Raw genomic sequence first — 18,294 nt, 5'->3', positions numbered from 1 at the left:
CTGCCTTTTTCTTTCCATAAAAACACCTCTATAGATAGATTTCTAATATAACAATTACTAAAATTCTTCCTTACCCTCTAGAAACAATATATTTTTTTGCTAGCCAAAAGGAAAATATTGAGGCACAGTCTGACTGCAAAAATAACGAATAACGTTTTAACTGGGAGGTGGACGCTTAGGCGTCCGGAAGCGTATTCATAATGAGATTGAAGATGCATCTGGGAGCTTGTGCAGCCATTAGTTATGAGTGAACAAAAATACTGATAGTATAGCGTCTGCGGACGTTCAAGCGACAGACACGTTGCTCAGTGTCAAGGATGTCAGCGTTCATTTTGGCGGGATCGTCGCTTTGGATGGTGTCTCCTTCGACATACCCTCCGGACAGATTGTCGGCCTCATAGGTCCGAACGGCGCCGGAAAGACCACCTTGTTCAATTGCATCAGCCGACTTTATGACGTCAATGGCGGAGATATCCTGTTTCGCGGGCAATCCATCCTGAAAAGTCCTGTGCATAAGATGAGTTCAATCGGCATTGGGCGGACCTTCCAGAATCTGGCTCTCTTCACCAACCTGACCGTTTTGGACAACATTATGATTGGCGGTCATTCGAAGGGGAAATCAGACTATTTAAGCAATGCGCTGCATTTGCCCTGGATCAAGAGAGAAGAGAAGGAACTGCGCCGTGAAGCGCTAGAGATTCTTCGCTTTATGGAACTTGAAGATACGGCACTGCAACGTATCGGCGATCTTCCGTTCGGGGTTCAGAAGCGTCTTGAAATTGCCCGTGCGCTCTTAAGCCATCCCAAATTGCTGTTGATGGATGAACCGGCAGGTGGTCTCAATCACAATGAGTTGTCTCTGCTGGTCAATACAATACGGCGAATTCGCGATGAGTTCGGAACAACAGTCCTGCTCGTCGAGCATCACATGGGACTGGTGATGGAAGTGTCGGAGAAGGTCGTTGCGCTCAGCTTTGGCCGTAAACTGGCGGAAGGCCCGCCTTCTGCAATCCAACAGCATCCTGATGTCATTGAAGCGTATTTGGGGACGGGCAAAAAATGAGTCATTTACTTGAAGTAAAAGGGCTTGAAGCATCCTACGGCCCGACCAAAGCCTTGCATGGGCTGGATTTTAGTCTGGATAAGGGAGGAGTGACCACGATTCTTGGCGCAAACGGCGCCGGTAAAACGACGACATTGCGTGCCATCAGTGGAATGGTTACCCGCAAGGGGCAAATTAATCTCAGTGGCACGGAACTTGGATCCTTGAGTACCGCAGATATTACACGCAAAGGTGTTGCACATGTCCCCGAGGGACGCGGTACCTTCGTTCGCATGTCGGCGGAAGATAATCTGCGGCTCGGTGCCTATAGCCGTAACGATAAGGCCGCTATCGCAGAAGATATAGAGCGGGTTTACAATTATTTCCCGATTCTAAAACAGCGCCGCAATCAGCAAGCCGGAACCTTGAGTGGCGGTGAAGCGCAAATGTTGGCCGTTGGCCGGGCATTGATGTTGCGGCCGATATTGCTTCTGTTGGATGAACCATCCTTTGGTCTGGCACCACTTATTGTGCAGGAACTGTTCGATATCCTGAAACGGATCAATGCTGAAGAGGGCGTTAGCATGTTGCTGGTTGAGCAAAATGCGGCGCTCGCATTGGAGCTGGCGGATCATGCCTACTTGCTGGAGACGGGAAATATTGTCATTTCCGGCACCTCACAATCGATTATTGAAAATGAGACCGTTCGCCGGTCCTACTTAGGGTATTAGGAAAAATTCCATGGATCTTTTTCTTCAGCAAATACTGACAGGTATCGCGAACGGTGCAATTTATGCTTGCCTGGCTCTCGCGGTTGTCATGATTTACCAAGCGATCGACCATTTTAACTTTGCACAAGGCGAAATGGCGATGTTCAGCACCTATATCTGCTGGGCGATGATCGCGGGCGGCCTGCCCTATTGGGTGGCGTTTTTCGCGACAATTGTTATTTCTTTCATCGGCGGGCTTGCGATTGAGCGGATCATCTTTAAGCCACTCCATAGCGCTCCGGTCCTCAGCCATATTGTTGTATTTATCGGCCTCGTTGCCATCTTCAATAGCCTGGCTGGCGCCATCTGGGATCATAACATCAAGACATTCCCCTCACCATTTCCGGATGGCTCTTTTGGCGGTCTGATCGGACTGCATGAAGTGGGTATGTTCTTTGTGACATTGCTTTTGCTGTTGGCGATATTTTGCTTCTTCCGGTTTACACGGGTGGGAATGGCGATGCAGGCAGCAGCGGCAAATCCTGCATCTGCCGGGCTGGTTGGCATCCGTGTCGGCTGGATGTTGGCGTTGGGCTGGGGCCTGGCGGCGGCTATAGGCGCTGTCGCCGGTATGATGATTGCGCCGATTGTCTTCCTGGAACCAAATATGATGCTGGGTATTCTTCTATACGGATTTGCTGCGGCGATCGTTGGCGGGATATCAAGTCCAGGGGGCGCCGTTGCCGGCGGTTTCCTGGTTGGTATCATCGAGAATATGGCCGGGACATATATTCCGGCAATTGGCAGTGAATTGAAACTGACGGTCGCGCTTGTGCTGATCGTTACGGTGCTATTGTTCAAGCCGAATGGACTATTCGGTAAAACTATTGTGACCAGGGTGTAGCGGTATGGCAACGGATGTAGAAACGCGTGTAGATCCAAGACTGACAGTCGGCGCAAAAATGCCCTATAAATGGGTGGCTTTGTTTATAATCATCGGTGCAGCTTTGCCTTTTTTCCTGGAAGGTTATGCGACATTCCAGGGCACGTTGATCATGATATACGCGATCGCGATATTAGGGCTCAACCTGCTGACAGGCTTCAATGGGCAGTTCTCGCTCGGCCACAGCGCCTTTTATGCGGTTGGGGCATATACGGCGGCAATACTTGTTTATCATCTGGATTGGCCGGTATATGTGACCATTCCTTTTGGCGGTATTGTTTGCTTTGTCGCCGGGTTCCTTTTCGGATTGCCAGCACTTAGACTGGAAGGACTATATCTTGCTCTGGCGACTTTTGCGCTCGGCGTTTCCGTCCCCCAGATTTTGAAGTCATCCCATCTGGAAGGGCTGACAGGCGGTGTCCAGGGTCTGGATATTTTCCGGCCAAAGGTTCCATCGTTTCTGGCTGACAACTTCGGTCTGACAATGGACCAGTGGTGGTACATCATTGCTTTCGTGATCATGCTGTTTATGTTTTGGATTGCCTGGAACCTTATCAATAGCCGTACGGGGCGTGCCATGATGGCAATTCGGGATAACCCCATTGCAGCCAGGTCTATGGGCATTAATGCCTCTTTGTATAAATCCCTGACCTTTGGGGTTAGTGCATTTTACACCGGTATTGCCGGGGCACTGGCCGCGATCGTCATTGAGTTTGTTGCGCCAGATAGCTTCACTTTCCAACTCTCTATCCTGCTGTTTATCGGCATGGTCGTTGGTGGAACGGGATCTATTTGGGGCGCCGTTTTCGGCGGGTTTTTCATATTGACAGTTCCAAATTTTGCAGAAGAAATCTCTACGGGCCTTTCCTATGCAATTTTTGGCGTTATTCTCATACTTGTCATATATGTAATGCCCTCCGGGTTTGCCGGTTTGGTAAACCTGCTGAGAATACGAGTAAAGAAGATGTTTTAAACGGATCAGTTGAATACGTGGAAAAAACTCGTATCATTGATATGATAATTAATAACAGGAGGAACTAATGTATAATGGGAGAAAATTAACATTCGGCCTTGCCGCCATTGCCGCAATGGGAATGGTCGCAACATCGGCATTTGCCGACAAAATGTACGGGCCAGGTGTAACGGATGACTCTATCAAGCTTGGAAACACCATGCCGTATAGTGGTCCGGCCGCCGCGTATGGTCAGATTGGTAAATCGACCGCTGCCTATTTCGACAAGATCAATAAGGAAAACGGCGGTGTGAATGGCCGCAAGATCGAATTTATTTCGCTGGATGACGGCTATAGCCCGCCAAAAACCAAGGAGCAGGTTCGCAAGCTTATTGAACAGGACGAAGTCCTGCTCATTTTCGAAAGCCTGGGGACACCAACAAACTCAGCTATTCATAACTATATGAATCAGAAGGAAATTCCGCAGCTGTTCGTTGCCACCGGTGCGACAAAATGGGGCGATCCTGAAAATTTCCCATGGACGATGGGTTGGCAGCCAAGCTATCAGACAGAAGGTAAGTTGTTTGGGGCTTATATTACTGAAAATGTGACAGATCCGAAAGTAGCCATTCTTTATCAAAACGATGACTATGGTAAGGACTATGTTCATGGACTGAGAGAATATCTGGGTGACAAGGCTGATTCTATTATCGTTGCGGAAGAAAGCTACGAAGTTACGGATCCGACGATCAACTCACAGATGATCAAGCTCAAAGACAGCGGCGCAAACGTCTTTTTCAACGTTACAACGCCAAAGTTCGCGGCGCAGGCCATAAAGAAATTCCGTGAGCTGAACTGGGACGCTGTTTTCCTGAATAACTCCGTCTCTAACTCCGTTGGCTCTGTTTACAAGCCAGCAGGTCTTGATAATTCAAAAGGCGTCATTTCGCTGATGTACTATATGGACATTACCGATCCGGCGAACTTTGAATCAGAGGCCTATAAAAAATGGTCAAAGTTTATGGATGAGTACTACCCGGATGGTGACAAGACTAGTGCGTTTACGGCCTATGGATATTTGGTCGGTCAGACCATGGAGCAGGTGCTGAAACAGGCTGGTGACAATCTGACGCGTGAGAACGTTATGAAAGAAGCCGCTAATCTAGATCTGGATCTGGATATGATGCTGCCAGGAATTAAAATCCAGACCAGCCCGACTGACTTCTTCCCGATTGAGGCGATGATGCCAGTTGAATTTACTGGTGAGAAGTTTAATGCTCTGGGCAAGGTTGTATCTGTAAACTAATCAGATAATTAACTTGAATAATACAGGGCAGAGGATTATATCCCCTGCCCTTTTCTATGACTATTTGTGTGGACTGAGGACGACCCGGCCCTTTATCTTACCGGCTTGCAGGTCTGTCAGAGCGCTATTGGCGTCATCCAAGGGTCGGATTTCGTATGGTATTGGAGCGATTTTCCCTGCCCGCACGAGTGCCATCATTTCATGCATTTCCTCAAGAGAACCCACATAGGACCCTTGTATCGTCCGCATCATCAGCGGCAGCATGGCAATCGACAGCGGCATTGAATCCCCAAAGAGGCCAACGGTTACCATATGACCGCCTTTTCTCAAACCATTAAATCCGAAAAGCGCCGTAGCGGGGGCACCGACAAAATCGATGGCGCCCGCCGCACCGCCTTTCGTGATCTCCTGAAGTTTGGCAAGCGCCGCATCAGGATCACTGTTATCGATGGTTTCATGCGCGCCGGACTGGCGGGCGACAGCGCGCTTCGTATCGTCAATGTCCGCCACAATTATTTTCGCCCTGACGACACTGGAGGCGAAATGAACCGCCGACAACCCGACGCCGCCGGCGCCAATAATGACAAGGTGGTCATTCTCGCTCAGGTGAGAGAGCTTCTTAAGGGCACTGTAGGCGGTTAGGCCGGAGCAGGCATAGGTACAGGCAAGTTCGGTGGGAACACCATCATAGGGGATGAGATATTTTGGATGTGGCGCAATTACTTCATCCGCATATCCGCCGTTATAGCGGGTGCCGACGGTTTGCGGGGCCATGCAGAGAAGCTCATCACCTGCCTGACAGACATTGCATTTACCGCAACCGATCCAGGGAAAGACAATGCGTTTGTCACCGATTTCCACACCTTCCGCATCCGGGCCAAGCGCCGCCACTTCTCCGACCACTTCATGTCCCAGGGTGAAGGGGAGCGACATGCGTTGCAAGAGGTCCATCTTCTGCCCTCCGCCAAGATCGAAGAACCCTTCCCAGATATGAAGGTCACTATGGCAGACGCCACAGGCAGAGACTTTCAGCAAAACTTGCGTGCCTGTTGGCTCAGGTGTCGGGTAATCACGAGCCTGTAACGGCTCTCCAAACTGGATTATTTGTTGGCAATGCATTTTCTACTCTCCCTATTGTTCTTATTAGTTTCTCCATTCTAAATGGTAGCGGTTATTTATTGCTTGGGCTAGACGTTACATTTCCAGCTTTGGCAGGATCGAAAACTGGAAACCGCCCATGTCATGTATACTTTTGACCGTCGGAATTTCATGAACTGAACAGATCAGAGATCAACCCGCTCTTCGTTGACAGTATTACGTTTTTCCATATTGAAGCGCCCGGCATAGATAGGCCGCTCTCCGGTGGTCGGGCCGGGGTACTGCACTATTAGAATATCCCCGCCAGTCTCGGTTTTAAACTCGCCTTCAAAATGCGGATCAGGATGAAACAGCATCGATCCGGGAGTGCATTTCTCGCCGTCGATAATGAATTCCCCTTCCATAATATACCAGACCTGCGCAAAACCATGATAATGCTCGGGATGATATGCGCCAGGCTCCAAACGAAGTATGCCAGCATTTGGCTCGGTTGGCCGATCAGGGTTCGGATGAAAGACCATCTTACCGGTTTCTCCCGGCCAGCGAATGGTTTCCCAATCCAGATCATCAAGATGGCGAACGACATAAGGTAAATGGTCTTTGCGGGACGCTTCTCGCTTTGTATTCAGTAAAGCGTTCTGTTCAGCTGTATCCGAGATTTCCTTGCTCATCGATTGCCTCTCTTTCTTATCAAGTTAAATTTATGCCTTGGAGCTATGGGACGCCATTAGCTGCCACCAATCTGGTGATTTATGCACTTCAGAGGATTTCGTAACTGTCATCAGGACATGTGCTTCGCCACTTCCGGCGTTTTCGGCACGATGAGGCTGTTCAGAGTCGATAAATATTGCGTCACCAGAGCACAACAGATGCCGTTCCTCACCGACAAAGAACAGAATTTCTCCGGAGACCACATAGCAACATTCCTGGCCTGTGTGCGATACGAAAGCTTCCATTTTATTCTGCATGGGGAAAATCAGGTAGAACACTTCCAAGTGATCTTGCGGGGCGCCTCCACCCAGGTGATGCCATCGATATCCGCTGCTATCAATTTCCAGCGGAAGATTATCCTTGGCGCGGTGAACCGATACCCTTGTCTTCTGCGCCCCTGCATCTTCATCGAACAAGCCCTGAAGGCTTAACCCTAAAACATCAGTAAGCTGAATGAGGTTGGCAATAGAGGCGGATGAAAGGCCTCTCTCCAGTTTCGAAAGAAAGCTTTCTGAAAGGTCTGAACGCTTGGCAATATCGGATAGTGTTTGTCCGGCGCTGATACGGGCTGCGCGAAGCCGTTTGCCGATTTCAGCAGTTTTGACGGCTATCTTGTCCATATTTTCTCCTAATATTAGGTTATGAAAAATTTCATATGAGTCAATATAAATTTCATATTAGGAAATATTTTAGTGAAGGGTATACCGACTCATGAGATTGAATTTGGCGGGCTTCGGGAATGCCGGGTTGCCAAAGGGCAGTCGTTCCGGATCCAATTTGATATTTATTATGAGGGATCGATAGGGGTGTTTTGTCTACAAGAGAAGGAGCCGTCAGATCAACCTGACTTCAGGATTGCAGGCGATTTTCGTATATGTAACGCCCGTCGCGAAGTTCCGAGAAAAACTCTTTCACAGCCGGGTGCGAAACGGGCTTCCCGCTATCATCGATCAGCAAATTTTGCTCTGAGACATAAGCCTCATATGTTGTTTGCGCATTCTCCGCGAACAGGTGGTAATATGGCTGATCTTTCTTTGGGCGCACTTCTTCCGGAATGGATTGCCACCATTCTTCGCTGTTGCTGAATGTGGGGTCCACATCGTAAATCACACCACGAAACGGGTATACCCGGTGCTTCACGATTTGCCCGATCGAAAATTTGGCGGCTCTGACATTTGAATCTTTGTCCATAGGCCGCCATCATAATGTAGTTTGATCCTCGGGCAAGACTTGAAAGCAGAGATTTGCGGCCAGTCAACATATATAAAGCGAAGGCTTCCTATACGATCTTGTTCTTTTTGTCGCCCCAGTAACGATCCCGGAGCAATCGCTTATAAAGTTTGCCCGTTGGCAAACGGGGTAACTGTTCCGCAAAATCAAAGGAACGGGGACATTTTTGAGGAGAGAGATGCTCATGACAAAACTCAGAGAGCTCTGCGGTGAATTCCTCCCCGGGGTTGATCCCTGGCATCGGCTGGATAACAGCCTTTACTTCTTCACCGAAGTCTTCATTCGGGACACCAAAAACCGCGGCATCGGCCACCTTCGGATGGGTGATAAGTAAATTCTCGCATTCCTGCGGGTAAATATTCACACCACCTGACACAATCATGAAAGTTGCACGATCGGTCAGGTAAAGAAATCCATCCTCATCACTATATCCCATATCACCGACCGTGCTCATGGTGCCATCCGGCGAAAGCGATTCTTTTGTACGCTCAGGATCATTGAAATATTCAAATTCGGTTGCTGTCTTGAACCAGACTGTGCCGGATTTTCCCATTGGGCAGGGGTTCATTTCTTCATCAAGAATATGCAAATTTCCCAAGAGCACTTTTCCGACAGAACCCGGATGGGTAAGCCATTCCTCGCTGTTACAGGCGGTGAAACCCAGACCTTCAGTGGCACCATAGTACTCGTGAATAATCGGGCCCCACCAGTCAATCATGTCTTTCTTGACCTGCACCGGACAGGGAGCAGCGGCATGAATTGCGACTTCCAACGAGGAGGTATCTGCGCGCTTACGAACCTCCTCGGGTAATTTCAACATACGTGAAAACATGGTGGGGACAAGCTGACTGTGGGTCACCTTATACTTTGAAACCAAGTTCAGATATTTCTCCGGATCGAAACGCTCCATGATGATGACTGTACCGCCAAAACGGATTGTGAAATTGACGGCGGCTTGCGGCGCGGAATGATAAAGGGGCGCCGGGGACAGATAAATCATATCTTCCCGATACTGCCAAAGCTTCTGCAGAAAGATATACAGCGGGATCTGGTCCAGCGGATGATTGTCCGGCATAGGGCGCAGGATGCCTTTCGGCTGCCCGGTCGTACCTGATGAGTAAAGCATTGATAGGCCAAGCTTTTCATTCTCAAGCGGTATTGTTGGGCAGTCTGCGGTTGCTTCCTGAAGATTGATGAACTGATCGTCGGTTTCTCCATCAACAACGATGCTTAATTTCACGTTCGGGCATGATTTCAACGCTTCTTTCGCGACGGATCGTTTCGCATCAGACGTGATGAGAATCTTTGATTCACTGTTGTTGATGATGTAGGCCAGTTCTTCTGCCGTGAGATAGGAATTTATGCAGGTATAGTAGAGGCCCGTTCGTTCTCCCGAACCACAGCTTTCAAGATACCAAGCATTGTTTTCCATAAAAATTGCGTAGTGGTCGCGCTGCTGCAGCCCTTGTTGCAGCATGAAATGGGCGAGCTTATTCGTTCTTGCTTCATAGTCGCGATATGTAACGATGTCACCTGAAGACGCCATGATAAATGCCGGTCGATCAGGGTTTTCCAGTGCATATTTCCCCGGATACATAATATTACCCTCCCTTTTTTGTTATCCCTGTTTTTTCGGGAACTTTTAAAAAAGGATATGTGTCGCAGGATGTTGCTGCAACAATTTTTCAAGTCATAGTGAGTTAGTTATTAACGCCTTCACTTTCTTTTTACAAAATTCTGCATAGAATTGGATTCTTGTGCTAGGCAGTTTTGGCATAATACAGTCTAGAAGAAGTCCGCTTATTTCAACCGGTGATACCTGTTAGTACAAACTGACATTTTGAGAAGAAGACAGGATAATGATTCCGTTTAATAGACCTTATCTTACAGGTAATGAAGTTGACTATATTCAACGGTCGATGCTGGCCGGCCATGTGGCTGGTGATGGCAATTTCTCCAAGGACTGCCATCGGTGGCTGGAAAAGAATACCGGTGTAACCAAGGCATTGCTGACGCATTCCTGCACGGGTGCATTGGATATCGCGGCCCTCCTGTCTGGTGTTAAGCAAGGCGATGAAGTTATTCTTCCGTCCTTTACTTTTGTTTCGACGGCGAACGCATTCGTTCTCTGCGGGGCGACGCCCGTGTTTGTCGATATACGGCCAGATACACAGAATATCGATGAAAAGCTTATCGAAGATGCGATCACAGAGCGCACCAAGGCGATCGTTCCGGTGCATTATGCGGGTGTGGGCTGTGAGATGGATGTCATTATGGACATTGCAAAACGCCATGACCTGCTGGTCATTGAAGATGCAGCTCAAGGGGTCATGTCAACCTACAAGGGGCGTCCACTTGGGGCTATTGGTGACATGGGCGCCTTCTCCTTTCATGAAACGAAAAATATCATCGCGGGCGAGGGCGGAGCCCTGTTGCTGCGGGATAAAACATTTGTTGAAAGAGCAGAAATTATCAGGGAGAAGGGCACCAATCGACAGCAGTTTTTCCGCGGTCAGGTCGATAAATATACGTGGAGCGATATCGGTTCCTCCTATCTGCCCAGCGATATGAATGCGGCCTTTTTAATGGCGCAACTCGACCAGGCGGAGAAGATCACGGAGGCACGCCTTAAAATCTGGAACCGGTATTATGACGCGTTGAAAATTCTTGAAGATAAAGGCCTGGCCCGACTGCCCAAGATTCCGCAGGAATGCGCGCATAATGGGCATATGTTTTATCTTCTGCTGCCGGATCTGGAGAGCCGGACAGATTTCATCACGTTCCTGAAGGAAAGTGATATTCACGCCTATTTTCATTATGTTCCTTTGCATAGCTCGCCAAAGGGTCTGTTATCCAGCAGAGTACATGGAGATTTGAAAAATACGGTTGAAACCGCAGAGAGATTGGTCAGGCTTCCGCTTTTTGGGGACTTGTCGGTGGAAGATCAGAACCTGGTCATTTCGAAAATTCTGTCTTATTTCGGCGTATAAAATGAGCTATTGAGTGCGTCTTGAATCCGTCCGATTATACTTAAACGTCGATTTTCAGCTTCTGGAGTATCACGCGTTCAGGCGAACGTCTTCTTGTTGTGCCTGCATCCAGTTATCAAGGTCAGAGAGTTGATTGCTCGTCATCCCGATACCCAATTTACTCCGCCGCCAGACGATGTCATCGGCACATTGCGCCCACTCCTCAGTCATCAGATACCGGACTTCCTTTTCGAAAAGTCCGTTGCCAAAATCGCGGCCCAGATCGCTTTCGGAAGTGGCATTCCCTAAAACGTTATATATCTGCGTTCCATAGGCGCGGAGCAGACGGACTGCCTGATGGGTATCAAGGAACGGATATTTTTTCTGGACCAGTGTGAGAATATCTGAGAAACCCTCCATTGGAAAATCACCCCCCGGAAGCGGCGCTTCCGCTGTCCAGGGGGCCTTCTTGGCGCCAAGTTTTTCTTCCACTTTTTCAAGAACGGCTTCTGCCAGCCTGCGGTAGGTCGTAATTTTTCCGCCGAAGATGTTCAGGAGCAAGGCGCTCTCCGTATCCGATTGCCATCTCAGGACATAATCACGCGTCGCCTCCTGGGCCTTGCTGGCTCCGTCATCGACAAGCGGGCGTACCGCGGAATAGGTCCAGACGACGTCAGAGTTTTTCACCGGATTCTTCAGATATTCACTGGCGGCATCGCATAGATATGAAATCTCCGACTCGCTGATGGTCACCTTACCCGGATCACCATTGTAATCCCTGTCAGTCGTACCGATCAGGGTGTAGTCCTGCTCATAGGGGATGACGAAGATAATACGCTCATCCTCATTCTGAAATATATAGCATTCGTCATGTTCGTAGAGTTTGGGAACAACGATATGACTACCTTGAACAAGGCGGACATTATGGGACGTATTGTTATGTGTCGTTGCGTCAATGACATCGTCAACCCACGGGCCTGCAGCGTTAATAATCATCCGGGCCGTTCTGGTTTTCGTTTTCCCTGCCTGACCATCTTCTGTTGTTACGTACCAAAGACCATCTTTCTCCTCTGCCGAGATGCATTTTGTTCGCGGTTCGATAACCGCGCCATGGGCAGCGGCGTCCATCGCGTTAAGCACCACCAGGCGGGAGTCATCTACCCAGCAGTCCGAGTACTCGAAGCCCTTTGAAAATTCTTCTTTCAGTGACTTTCCCGGAATTGCCTTTCTAAGGTCGAGCGTTTTTGTCGGAGGGAGTTTCTTGCGTCCGCCAAGGTGATCATAAAGGAAGAGGCCGAAGCGCAGCAGCCAGGCGGGGCGCAAGCCTTTATGATGTGGAAGCACAAAACGCAGCGGCCAGATAATATGTGGTGCATTTGACCAAAGCACCTCACGCTCAGAGAGCGCCTTCTGAACCAGGCGAAACTCGTAATGCTCAAGATAGCGAAGACCACCATGAACGAGCTTTGTCGACCCGGAAGATGTGCCGCTCGCGAGATCATTCATTTCGCAAAGAGCGACGGAATAGCCACGACCTGCCGCATCACGTGCAAGGCCGCATCCGTTTATACCTCCACCAATAACAAACAGGTCAAATTCCGCGGTCATCAAGCCCCGCTTTCCTGAAATGCGAATTCACTGAATTATCGATCATAACGAAGAGTAATAAGCTATATATGAAAACAAAAAGAAAATAAAACGAAAATATCGCTTGTAAGACTCATTTCTGATTTATGAAGGATCAAGGGGCGACTTCGATTACCCGGACATCGCCCTCAGCGCAGATTTGGCGGATGGACGGTTCAGTAACGCGATCGGTAATCAGTGTGTCCACCTGAGCGATCCGGGCGATTTTCACCGGTGCACGGCGGGCATATTTCGTCGAATCAGCAACAAGGATTACATGGCGCGCGTTCGCTATGATAGCCTGGGCAACCTTGACCTCACGAAAATCAAAATCGAGGAGGGAGCCGTCGGGATCAATGGCAGAGGCGCCGATGACGGCATAATCAACACGAAACTGGTTGATGAAATCAATGGCGGCCTCACCGACAATGCCGCCATCTGAATGACGGACAACACCGCCGGCGATAGCGACTTCGATTGACGGATAAAGTCGTAAGTTATTTGCGACATTAATATTATTTGTAACGACCATCAGGCCTTTGTGATTGACCAGGCTGTGTCCTACCGCTTCCGTTGTTGTGCCGATATTGATGAAAAGGGAGGAATGATCCGGGATGATTTTGGCAGTTTCCTCTCCGATGGCGGCTTTTTCCGCGGCCGCTATCTGCCGCCTCGCTTCATACTCCACATTCTCATTCGCTTCCGGAAAGAGGGCGCCGCCATGGAAGCGAACAAGCACCCGATTGGCACAGAGGCTGTTCAGATCCATCCGGATCGTTTGTGGCGTGATATCGAAATGCGCGGCCAGGTCATCTACCTGCACTCGTCCACGCGACTTGGCGATTTCAACAATTTCTGCCTGGCGCTCGGTCAGATGCATGAAAGGTTCCCCCGTTTTTTGAGTGAGTATACTGTCTATATCGCGTCAATACGAAAGAAAACTGAAAAGATGCCTCTGGAGATGAATTTGGAACTCTTCAGGAAGATTCTGGTAATAACATCTGCCATGCCTTACTACTTCCTTGTGAAATGCGCGCAAGCGGAATAAAAAACGACGCAAACAGGGAGTCTGAGGAACATCTGGTTCCGATACATTGCAGACAGAATGAACGATATAATTGAAGGGCTGCAATCGGCTGTCGGGCTTATTATACACCTGGATCATGACCTCATTGAAATTTCACTGAGATCTTTGCAGGTGACAATTTCTGCCGTTCTTATCGCCGCAGCGATTGGTCTGCCGTTTGGGGCCTGGTTATCTGTAACGCGGTTTCGATACCGGCGTCTCGCCGTTGCACTGTTGAATGCGCTGATGGGACTTCCCCCGGTTGTTGTCGGGCTGGTGGTCTATATCCTTTTGTCGCGATCCGGCCCGTTCGGTGTTCTCAACCTCCTGTTCACTCCGACGGCCATGATCATCGCGCAGGTGATCATCGTGACACCGATTATTGCGTCGATCTCACATCAGTCCATGCGGGAGCTCTGGTTTCTGTATCATGACCTTCTTATCTCCGTGAAGACCACCAAGTGGCAGCGGATGAAGGCTTTGCTTTGGGACGGGCGGCGTGGATTGTTGACGGCAACATTGACGGGGTTTGGCCGCGGCATTGGCGAGATCGGCGCCATCATGATCGTCGGCGGAAATATTGATCATCTGACCCGTGTGTTGACCACGGCCATTGCTCTTGAGGTGGGCAAGGGGAACTTTCCGCTTGCGCTTGGCCTCGGCATTGTCCTGATAACCATAGCGATACTGATTAATCTGGCGATTCATACTTTGTCGAGAACAGAACGCGAGGGGACATGGTAGCGTCAATCCTTCCCGTGTCCCTGCAAAATGTGTCCGTGCGCAAGGGCGGGAAGCCGATCCTCGGCCCGCTCGATCTTCATATCGGAGAAACCGGCTGCAGTATTGTCATTGGACCGAATGGGGCAGGGAAGACAACTCTGCTGCGTCTGATGCATGGTCTGGAACAGGCGAGTTCCGGCAGCGTCAAATGGTCCGTCAGGAAAAGTGATGCCTACGCTCGCCAGTCTTTCGTATTCCAGACACCTGTAATGCTGCGTCGGTCTGTTATCGAAAATATCGCTTATCCGCTTTATGTTCGCGGTGTTGGTCATCGAACGGCACGGGCTACAGCAGAAGACTGGACCGCAAAAGTCGGTCTGGAATACGCGGCTCACCGGAACGCGCTTGTTCTCTCCGGGGGAGAGAAGCAAAAACTGGCAATGGCAAGGGCGTTAATCACGGCGCCGGATATCCTGTTTCTTGATGAGCCAACTACAAATCTTGATGGCGCGTCGACCCAGGAGATCGAGGCGCTGATCCGGGTGGCGACTGAAGAAGGGACGCGCATTGTGATGGCGACCCATGACTTCGGGCAGGCAAGCCGACTCGCATCGGAAATATTGTTCATGTATCACGGCGCAATCCACGAGCGCGCCGCCGTCAGTGACTTTTTTGACGGACCCAAAACCAAGGAAGCAACAACTTTTATCAGAGGAGATCTATTGATATGAAATTCCGATCTTTCTTAACGGCATTGGCCATCTGGTTGATGACGGCGACAGTGACGATGGCCGACGAGATGAAAATGGCAGTCACGACCTCTTTTCATAATTCCGGCCTGTCGGATATTCTGGTTCCCGAGATCAAGAAGGACCTCGGAATTGACGTGCATCTCCTGATCGTTGGAACAGGCCAGGCCTTGAAATTGGGGCGGGCAGGTGACGTTGATGCCATTCTGGTACATTCCCGCAAAGCCGAGGAGGAATTCGTGGCGCAGGGGTTTGGTACGCACCGCCGGGAGGTCATGTATAATGACTTTATCCTTATCGGCCCAAAAACCGATGAGGCAGGCATTCAGGACGCGAAAACGGCAGCCGACGCTTTGGCCGCTATTGCAGAGAAAGGCGGCGTATTTGTCAGCCGCGGGGATGATAGTGGTACTCACCGGAAAGAGCTGGCACTCTGGAAATCGGCTGGCCTTGACCCTGAAAAAGACGGAGGGCAGTGGTATCGTGCCAGTGGTTCCGGCATGGGTGCCACACTCAACACAGCAAGTGCAATGAACGGATATGTCTTCGCGGACCGTGCGAGCTGGCTGAATTTCAAGAATAAGGGGGAGTTGGAACTGCTGTTTTCCGGTGATCCGGTGCTGTTCAATCAATATGCATATTTGCCGGTAAATCCGGAAAAACATCCTCATGTCAAAAAGGAGCTGGCCATGAAGCTTGAAAAATGGCTGGTCAGCCCGAAGGCTCAGAAGATGATCGGAGAGTATGAAATCGCTGGCCAGCAGCTTTTCGTTCCGAATGCCGGAACACTTGATAGCGACAGCTAGATCTTCAGGGTATGGGCGATCAATTCCAGATGGTCCTGTCCATAGAACATGTCGCCATCAATGAAATATGTGGGGGAGCCAAAAGCCGACCGGCGGATGGCTTCCTCCGTATTCGCATCATAGAGTGCACGCACTTCATCGGATAGCGCGGCGGAAAGAAGCGGAGCTGGATCAATCCCGGCCCGTGCGCATATTTCTTTCAGATCCTCTTGGTTATCCAGATCAAAATCATCGACCCAATGGGCGTGCAACATTTCCAGCGACAGCGTATCTATATTCAAACCCTGAACCAGGCCGGCGGTCAACAGACAGTTGGAAAGCGTGATATCGTGAGCGTGGTGGGTTGGCGTTCCTTTCATTACTGGTATGTTGCGATACTCCGCCCAACGCTCGATCTCGCGGCCAAAGAAATAGTCTTTATGTGCTTGTGTCCGGGAGGCGATAGGCTGTGCGCCGGTTGTCAGAACGAGTTTGCGTAAATCGAATGGCCGGTGGGTAATTTCCCGCCCTGCTGCCTTGGCGATGCGCAAGAGTTCCGCATGACCGATATAGGCAAAAGCGGAATATCCGGCATAAAAATATTCGATTACTGCCATGCGTATGACTTTTCTGTCCTTATTATCCGATTAGTGGTTTGAGAGGGTACGGCGCACCGCGTCCTGCCATCTCTCATATGCGGCTTCGCGCTCCTGTTGAGAGATAGAAGGCGCGAACTGCCTCTCCCGTTGCCAGCTATTCGAAAACTCTTCAATCGATGGATAAAACCCAACCTGAAGTCCGGCAAGATAGGCGGCCCCCAGAGCTGTCGTTTCTGCAGAGACTGGGCGGTCGACCGGCGCCCCCAGAATGTCGGCGAGCCGCTGCATTGTCCATTCCGATGCGACCATGCCGCCATCTACCCGCAGCACTGTCTCGTGGGACTGGCTATCGGCGAAATCCGCCTGCATGGCGTTGAGCAGGTCCCGGGTCTGAAAGCAGACACTTTCCAGCGCGGCCTTTGCGAGTTCCTTCGGGCCGGTTGCCCGGGTGAGACCGAATATCGCGCCACGGCAATCCGCATCCCAGTAGGGGGCGCCAATCCCGACAAAAGCGGGTACCATTATGACGGACTGGCCGGCGTCCGCCTCCTTTGCAAACTCGCCCGATTGCGCCGCATGTTCGATGATACCAAGACCGTCCCGAAGCCATTGAACCGCTGCACCGGCAACGAAAATTGATCCTTCCAGCGCATATGTCGGCTTGCCGTTTAACTGATACGCAATTGTCGTCAGAAGCTTATGTGTCGATTGAATAGGTGTATCGCCGGTATTGAGCAGGGCGAAGCAACCCGTCCCGTATGTTGATTTCATCATGCCGGGTTTGGTGCAGGCCTGACCGACAACGGCAGCCTGCTGATCGCCTGCGATGCCGGTGATCTTGACGGCGTGGCCAAACAGGGATGCGTCCAGATCACCGAAGTCGCTTGAACTGTCTCGAGCCTCTGGTAACAGGGACTTCGGAATTTTCAGAATTTCCAGCAACTCATCGGACCAGCATCCTTCATGAATATCATAGATGAGTGTTCGGCTGGCATTGGTGGCGTCCGTCGCATGAACCTTTCCACCAGTTAGCCGCCAGAGGAGGAAACTGTCTATCGTCCCGAACGCGAGTTTCCCGGCATTGGCCGCATCACGCGCTCCGGTAACATTATCAAGCAGCCAGGTGATTTTGGTGCCGGAAAAATAGGGGTCCAGTAAAAGCCCCGTCCTTTCCGAGAATAACGGTTCCAGTTTCTGCGACTTCAGTTCCGCACAGAACTGTGCGGTGCGACGATCTTGCCAGACAATTGCGTTATGAATAGCCTTTCCAGTTTCCCGATCCCAAATGACGGTTGTTTCTCGCTGATTGGTAATGCCGATGGCAGCGATATCTTTGATCGTTGCGTTTGCGCGTTCCAGCGCCTGCTTAATGGTTGCCAGCGTTGTGTGCCAGATATCTTCCGGATCATGCTCGACCCATCCGGAAGCCGGAAAATGCTGCTTGAATTCCTGCTGTCCAACGGTTACTGGTTGATGCGCCTGATCGAAAAGGATGGCGCGGCTAGACGTGGTACCCTGATCAATGGCTAGGATATATTCTGGCATTCGTTTTGTTCGCTTTTATCTTTATTCCCTGTAATCGGATTTTGGCATGCAGAGCAGTGATATGCCAGCCCGTTTTATGAGGTGCAGTGTTCAATTTTTGATTTCTAAGAAGCTCGCTTTCGCGAAATTGGTGCAAAGAGGCCTGATTTTGGTTTTCCGGCTTGACGTAACCTCTCGGGGCTTCAACTTTGCGAAGTAGAGGACGCGAGCCAAACAGTTTGGTGGCTCAATGCCTTCCAG

Annotated in this window: 18 protein-coding genes; 9 read left to right on the top strand and 9 right to left on the bottom strand. The window is 50.2% G+C overall.

The window, feature by feature from the left end; genetic code table 11:
• Positions 1-247 precede the first annotated feature (247 nt).
• The 5 genes from AAC599_RS10980 to AAC599_RS10960 all read left to right on the top strand — a co-directional run bounded on the left by AAC599_RS10980 (position 248) and on the right by AAC599_RS10960 (position 4,953).
• Positions 248-1,063 carry an ABC transporter ATP-binding protein gene (locus tag AAC599_RS10980; RefSeq protein ID WP_340150443.1) on the top strand — a complete coding sequence of 272 codons (816 nt, stop codon included), beginning with the start codon at positions 248-250 and terminating at the stop codon, positions 1,061-1,063.
• Positions 1,060-1,773 carry an ABC transporter ATP-binding protein gene (locus AAC599_RS10975; protein ID WP_340150442.1) on the top strand — a complete coding sequence of 238 codons (714 nt, stop codon included), beginning with the start codon at positions 1,060-1,062 and terminating at the stop codon, positions 1,771-1,773. Before AAC599_RS10980 ends, AAC599_RS10975 begins: the two co-directional genes overlap by 4 nt.
• 10 nt (positions 1,774-1,783) lie before the next feature.
• The gene (locus tag AAC599_RS10970; RefSeq protein WP_340150441.1) at positions 1,784-2,656 is read left to right on the top strand and encodes a branched-chain amino acid ABC transporter permease; all 873 of its coding nucleotides are present in this window, start codon (positions 1,784-1,786) and stop codon (positions 2,654-2,656) included.
• A gap of 4 nt (positions 2,657-2,660) precedes the next feature.
• Complete coding sequence (locus tag AAC599_RS10965) at positions 2,661-3,668, top strand: branched-chain amino acid ABC transporter permease (protein ID WP_340150440.1); 1,008 nt, start codon at positions 2,661-2,663, stop codon at positions 3,666-3,668.
• Between the two features lie 67 nt (positions 3,669-3,735).
• On the top strand, positions 3,736-4,953 hold the full coding sequence (locus AAC599_RS10960) for an ABC transporter substrate-binding protein (RefSeq protein ID WP_340150439.1): 1,218 nt from the start codon (positions 3,736-3,738) through the stop codon (positions 4,951-4,953).
• Between the two features lie 60 nt (positions 4,954-5,013).
• On the opposite strand, the gene AAC599_RS10955 is transcribed toward AAC599_RS10960, so the two are convergent.
• The 5 genes from AAC599_RS10955 to AAC599_RS10935 form a co-directional block, all read right to left on the bottom strand.
• Positions 5,014-6,072, bottom strand: coding sequence for an alcohol dehydrogenase (locus tag AAC599_RS10955; protein ID WP_340150438.1), 1,059 nt, complete (start codon positions 6,070-6,072; stop codon positions 5,014-5,016).
• A 164-nt stretch (positions 6,073-6,236) separates the two neighbouring features.
• Complete coding sequence (locus AAC599_RS10950; protein ID WP_340150437.1) at positions 6,237-6,722, bottom strand: hypothetical protein; 486 nt, start codon at positions 6,720-6,722, stop codon at positions 6,237-6,239.
• Between the two features lie 30 nt (positions 6,723-6,752).
• Positions 6,753-7,382, bottom strand: coding sequence for an XRE family transcriptional regulator (locus AAC599_RS10945; protein WP_340150436.1), 630 nt, complete (start codon positions 7,380-7,382; stop codon positions 6,753-6,755).
• Between the two features lie 229 nt (positions 7,383-7,611).
• Positions 7,612-7,953, bottom strand: a complete 342-nt coding sequence (hspQ, locus tag AAC599_RS10940) for a heat shock protein HspQ (RefSeq protein WP_340150435.1) — start codon at positions 7,951-7,953, stop codon at positions 7,612-7,614.
• Positions 7,954-8,041: 88 nt separating this feature from the next.
• Positions 8,042-9,589, bottom strand: a complete 1,548-nt coding sequence (locus AAC599_RS10935; RefSeq protein ID WP_340150434.1) for an AMP-binding protein — start codon at positions 9,587-9,589, stop codon at positions 8,042-8,044.
• A 262-nt stretch (positions 9,590-9,851) separates the two neighbouring features.
• Here AAC599_RS10935 and rffA point away from each other — a divergent pair, with 262 nt between their 5' ends.
• The gene (gene rffA, locus AAC599_RS10930; RefSeq protein ID WP_340150433.1) at positions 9,852-10,982 is read left to right on the top strand and encodes a dTDP-4-amino-4,6-dideoxygalactose transaminase; all 1,131 of its coding nucleotides are present in this window, start codon (positions 9,852-9,854) and stop codon (positions 10,980-10,982) included.
• Between the two features lie 69 nt (positions 10,983-11,051).
• Here the strand turns inward: rffA and glpD are convergent, their stop codons facing one another.
• Both glpD and AAC599_RS10920 read right to left on the bottom strand, forming a co-directional pair.
• A complete protein-coding gene (glpD, locus tag AAC599_RS10925; RefSeq protein WP_340150432.1) occupies positions 11,052-12,569 on the bottom strand; it encodes a glycerol-3-phosphate dehydrogenase in 1,518 nt (505 codons plus the stop codon).
• Positions 12,570-12,702: 133 nt separating this feature from the next.
• On the bottom strand, positions 12,703-13,467 hold the full coding sequence (locus tag AAC599_RS10920; protein ID WP_293962924.1) for a DeoR/GlpR family DNA-binding transcription regulator: 765 nt from the start codon (positions 13,465-13,467) through the stop codon (positions 12,703-12,705).
• A 225-nt stretch (positions 13,468-13,692) separates the two neighbouring features.
• On the opposite strand from AAC599_RS10920, the gene AAC599_RS10915 reads away from it, so the two are divergent.
• From AAC599_RS10915 to AAC599_RS10905, 3 genes are read left to right on the top strand one after another with little or no spacing between them, the layout of a single operon-like run.
• On the top strand, positions 13,693-14,397 hold the full coding sequence (locus AAC599_RS10915) for an ABC transporter permease (RefSeq protein ID WP_340150431.1): 705 nt from the start codon (positions 13,693-13,695) through the stop codon (positions 14,395-14,397).
• Positions 14,391-15,107 carry an ATP-binding cassette domain-containing protein gene (locus AAC599_RS10910; RefSeq protein WP_340150430.1) on the top strand — a complete coding sequence of 239 codons (717 nt, stop codon included), beginning with the start codon at positions 14,391-14,393 and terminating at the stop codon, positions 15,105-15,107. Before AAC599_RS10915 ends, AAC599_RS10910 begins: the two co-directional genes overlap by 7 nt.
• The gene (locus AAC599_RS10905; RefSeq protein WP_340150429.1) at positions 15,104-15,931 is read left to right on the top strand and encodes a substrate-binding domain-containing protein; all 828 of its coding nucleotides are present in this window, start codon (positions 15,104-15,106) and stop codon (positions 15,929-15,931) included. The genes AAC599_RS10910 and AAC599_RS10905 overlap by 4 nt, the downstream gene beginning before the upstream one ends.
• Here AAC599_RS10905 and AAC599_RS10900 read toward each other — a convergent pair.
• Positions 15,928-16,527: a 2-hydroxychromene-2-carboxylate isomerase gene (locus tag AAC599_RS10900; protein ID WP_340150428.1), complete on the bottom strand. Its 600-nt coding sequence runs from the start codon at positions 16,525-16,527 to the stop codon at positions 15,928-15,930. The genes AAC599_RS10905 and AAC599_RS10900 overlap by 4 nt on opposite strands.
• Before the next feature lie 30 nt (positions 16,528-16,557).
• On the bottom strand, positions 16,558-18,054 hold the full coding sequence (gene glpK / locus AAC599_RS10895) for a glycerol kinase GlpK (RefSeq protein ID WP_340150427.1): 1,497 nt from the start codon (positions 18,052-18,054) through the stop codon (positions 16,558-16,560).
• Between the last annotated feature and the right edge of the window lie 240 nt (positions 18,055-18,294).

The sequence above is a fragment of the uncultured Sneathiella sp. genome (assembly GCF_963976355.1).
Lineage (GTDB): Bacteria > Pseudomonadota > Alphaproteobacteria > Sneathiellales > Sneathiellaceae > Sneathiella.
Note: the sequence above shows the minus strand (reverse complement) of the source record. Positions and strands in the feature narration are given on the sequence as shown.

Bases quoted from the DNA above. Each gene is read 5' to 3' on its own strand.
- AAC599_RS10970 (WP_340150441.1), top strand. From the start codon at position 1,784: ATGGATCTTTTTCTTCAGCAAATACTGACAGGTATCGCGAACGGTGCA.
- hspQ (WP_340150435.1), bottom strand. From the start codon at position 7,953: ATGGACAAAGATTCAAATGTCAGAGCCGCCAAATTTTCGATCGGGCAA.
- AAC599_RS10965 (WP_340150440.1), top strand. From the start codon at position 2,661: ATGGCAACGGATGTAGAAACGCGTGTAGATCCAAGACTGACAGTCGGC.
- AAC599_RS10900 (WP_340150428.1), bottom strand. From the start codon at position 16,527: ATGGCAGTAATCGAATATTTTTATGCCGGATATTCCGCTTTTGCCTAT.
- AAC599_RS10955 (WP_340150438.1), bottom strand. From the start codon at position 6,072: ATGCATTGCCAACAAATAATCCAGTTTGGAGAGCCGTTACAGGCTCGT.
- glpK (WP_340150427.1), bottom strand. From the start codon at position 18,054: ATGCCAGAATATATCCTAGCCATTGATCAGGGTACCACGTCTAGCCGC.
- AAC599_RS10960 (WP_340150439.1), top strand. From the start codon at position 3,736: ATGTATAATGGGAGAAAATTAACATTCGGCCTTGCCGCCATTGCCGCA.
- AAC599_RS10945 (WP_340150436.1), bottom strand. From the start codon at position 7,382: ATGGACAAGATAGCCGTCAAAACTGCTGAAATCGGCAAACGGCTTCGC.
- AAC599_RS10915 (WP_340150431.1), top strand. From the start codon at position 13,693: ATGAACGATATAATTGAAGGGCTGCAATCGGCTGTCGGGCTTATTATA.
- AAC599_RS10905 (WP_340150429.1), top strand. From the start codon at position 15,104: ATGAAATTCCGATCTTTCTTAACGGCATTGGCCATCTGGTTGATGACG.
- AAC599_RS10975 (WP_340150442.1), top strand. From the start codon at position 1,060: ATGAGTCATTTACTTGAAGTAAAAGGGCTTGAAGCATCCTACGGCCCG.
- glpD (WP_340150432.1), bottom strand. From the start codon at position 12,569: ATGACCGCGGAATTTGACCTGTTTGTTATTGGTGGAGGTATAAACGGA.
- AAC599_RS10950 (WP_340150437.1), bottom strand. From the start codon at position 6,722: ATGAGCAAGGAAATCTCGGATACAGCTGAACAGAACGCTTTACTGAAT.
- AAC599_RS10935 (WP_340150434.1), bottom strand. From the start codon at position 9,589: ATGTATCCGGGGAAATATGCACTGGAAAACCCTGATCGACCGGCATTT.
- AAC599_RS10910 (WP_340150430.1), top strand. From the start codon at position 14,391: ATGGTAGCGTCAATCCTTCCCGTGTCCCTGCAAAATGTGTCCGTGCGC.
- AAC599_RS10920 (WP_293962924.1), bottom strand. From the start codon at position 13,467: ATGCATCTGACCGAGCGCCAGGCAGAAATTGTTGAAATCGCCAAGTCG.
- rffA (WP_340150433.1), top strand. From the start codon at position 9,852: ATGATTCCGTTTAATAGACCTTATCTTACAGGTAATGAAGTTGACTAT.